Annotated in this window: 4 protein-coding genes; 1 reads left to right on the top strand and 3 read right to left on the bottom strand. The window is 63.0% G+C overall.

Annotated elements, in window-relative coordinates; all coding sequences use genetic code 11:
* A partial coding sequence (locus tag EN742_RS31690; RefSeq protein WP_148670395.1) for a L,D-transpeptidase occupies positions 1-170 on the top strand: 170 nt, incomplete at its 5' end.
* A gap of 162 nt (positions 171-332) precedes the next feature.
* On the opposite strand, the gene EN742_RS31685 is transcribed toward EN742_RS31690, so the two are convergent.
* The 3 genes from EN742_RS31685 to EN742_RS31675 all read right to left on the bottom strand — a co-directional run.
* Complete coding sequence (locus tag EN742_RS31685; protein ID WP_127405516.1) at positions 333-902, bottom strand: NifU family protein; 570 nt, start codon at positions 900-902, stop codon at positions 333-335.
* Between the two features lie 275 nt (positions 903-1177).
* A complete protein-coding gene (locus tag EN742_RS31680) occupies positions 1178-1669 on the bottom strand; it encodes a universal stress protein (RefSeq protein WP_127405515.1) in 492 nt (163 codons plus the stop codon).
* 102 nt (positions 1670-1771) lie between these two features.
* Positions 1772-2473, bottom strand: a 702-nt coding sequence (locus EN742_RS31675) for a tryptophan--tRNA ligase (RefSeq protein WP_128333716.1), incomplete at its 5' end; no start/stop codon positions are given.

Genomic DNA, 2473 nt, shown 5'->3' with positions numbered 1-2473 from the left:
CCATGTATCTGTTCAACAAGGGCGGCGACATGGGCTACCGACTGCATGGCAGCCCGGAATGGAATTCGATCGGCAAGGCGATGTCGTCGGGCTGCATCCGGCTGATGAACCAGGACATCATCGACCTCTACGACCGCACCTCGGTCGGCGCCAAGGTCATCGTGATGTAAGGACCATGATCCCGAAAAGTGGGAACCGGTTTTCGGGAAAGATCATGGTCAACTAAAAAGTTTCGTGCGCGGACCGTCTAGGCAACAAATGGACGTCCTAAAACAGAAAACCGGGCAATTCGGCCCGGTTTTTTGTTGTCTGCGGATAAGGGAACGGTGGGATTAAGCCACTTGCTCGACCTGCTGCACCTCGGGAACGAAGTGTCGGAGCAGGTTCTGGATGCCGTGCTTCAGCGTCGCCGTCGACGACGGGCAGCCGGCGCAGGCGCCCTTCATGTGCAGGAATACGGTGCCGTTCTCGAAGCCGCGGAAGGTGATGTCGCCGCCGTCCTGCGCAACCGCCGGGCGCACCCGCGTGTCGAGCAGTTCCTTGATGGTGATGACCAGTTCCTCGTCGGCCTTGTCGTAGAATTCGCCGGTCTGGCTGGTTTCGGCAGCCGGGCCGCTCGTGGCCATGACTGGCGCGCCCGACATGAAATGCTCCATGATGGCGCCGAGGATCGCCGGCTTCAGATGTTGCCAGTCGGGACCGTCCTTGGTCACGGTGATGAAGTCATAGCCGAAGAAAACGCCGGTCACGCCGGGAATCTCGAACAGCCGGCCGGCCAGCGGCGAGGCGGCGGCAGCGCCGTCGGCGTCGCGGAAATCGGCGGTGCCTTCGGGAAGCACCTCCTTGCCGGGCAGGAACTTCAGCGTCGCCGGGTTCGGCGTCGACTCGGTCTGGATGAACATGACGGTCTCCATGCCCCTTCGGGCGGAAGTTTGGAATAATTCTAAATAGGACCTATCGGCTGGACATTCAAGCGAAACGCGTCGCCCGAACGGCTGGCTGGCGGAATGTTTTTGCGGGTCTCCTGCACCCACGTTGAGATGTGTCGGGATTCAGGTCAGGCCGAGTCGAGAACTGCGGGTTCCGAGAACCGGAGCGAGGGTACTTGAAGTACATGAGCACGGAAGCGCAGGAAGCCGCCATTTGCAGGCCGGCCTGACCTGAATACCAACGCATCTCAGGCGAGGCTGTCGATCTCCTCGTCTGACAGATTCTGCGGCACCACGGTGACCGGAATGGGGAAGGCGGCGCCCCTGCCGGCCACCGCGCTGACGAGAGGTCCGGGGCCTTCCTTGCCGGCGCCCGCCGCCAGCACCAGGATGGCGATGTCCTGGTCCTCCTCGATCAGCTTGTGGATCTCGTCGGTCGGCTTGCCCTCGCGCACCACCAGTTCCGGCTCGATGCCGAGCTTCTGGCGAACCTTGTTGGCATAAGTATCGAGCGCGGCGCGCGCCGTCGCGGTCGCCTCTTCGCGCATGATCTTCTCGACCCCCAGCCAGTGCTGGAAATCGTCCGGCTCGATGACATAGAGCAGCACCAGCACGCCGCTGGTGCTCTGCGTCCGCTTCGAGGCATAGGCGACGGCGCGCTCGCATTCCGGCGTGTCGTCGATGATCGCCAGGAATTTGCGGCGGTGGCCAACTTCACGGCTGAGACGTTTGGAGACCATGTCTATCTGCTCGGTGTCAATTCGGCCGCAATCTGCCACCGCCACGGACCGGCGGCAAGCCGCCGGCCCTCATGGCAGTAGCGATCAACGAGATTGGATCGATCAGTCCTGCAAAAGGCCGATGATGTCGCGCACCGTCCGCATCGTCGATTCCGCCAGCACGCCGGCGCGCTCGCCGCCGTCCTTCAGCACCGCGTCGACATAGGCGCGGTCGCCTTCGATACGACGCATCTCGCCGGCGACCGGCGCAAGCTTCTCGACCGCGAGGTCGGCCAGCGCCGGCTTGAACACCGAGAACTGCTGGCCGCCGAATTCCCTCAGCACGTCGGCCTTGGAGATTTCGGCCAGCCCGGCATAGATGCCGACCAGGTTTTCCGCTTCCGGCCGGCTTTCCAGCCCGTCGACCTCGCTCGGCAAGGCTTCCGGATCGGTCTTGGCCTTGCGGATCTTCTTCGAGATGGTGTCGGCATCGTCGGTCAGGTTGATGCGCGACAGGTCCGACGGGTCCGACTTCGACATCTTCTTCGAACCGTCACGCAGGCTCATGATGCGCGCTGCCGGCCCGCCGATCACCGGTTCGGTGATCGGGAAATAGCCGTTCACGGTCTCCTCGCCAACCTGCATCTCGACGCCGACACCCAGAGCGGCGATGCGGTCCGAGAAGTCGTTGTTGAATTTCTGGGCGATGTCGCGGGTCAGTTCGAGGTGCTGTTTCTGGTCCTCGCCCACCGGCACATGGGTGGCGCGGTAAAGCAGGATGTCGGCCGCCATCAGGCTTGGATAGGCGAGCAGGCCGAGCGAGGC

Source organism: Mesorhizobium sp. M4A.F.Ca.ET.020.02.1.1 (genome assembly GCF_004022645.1).
Classification (GTDB): Bacteria; Pseudomonadota; Alphaproteobacteria; order Rhizobiales; family Rhizobiaceae; genus Mesorhizobium.
This window is presented reverse-complemented; position numbering and strand designations above follow the sequence as displayed.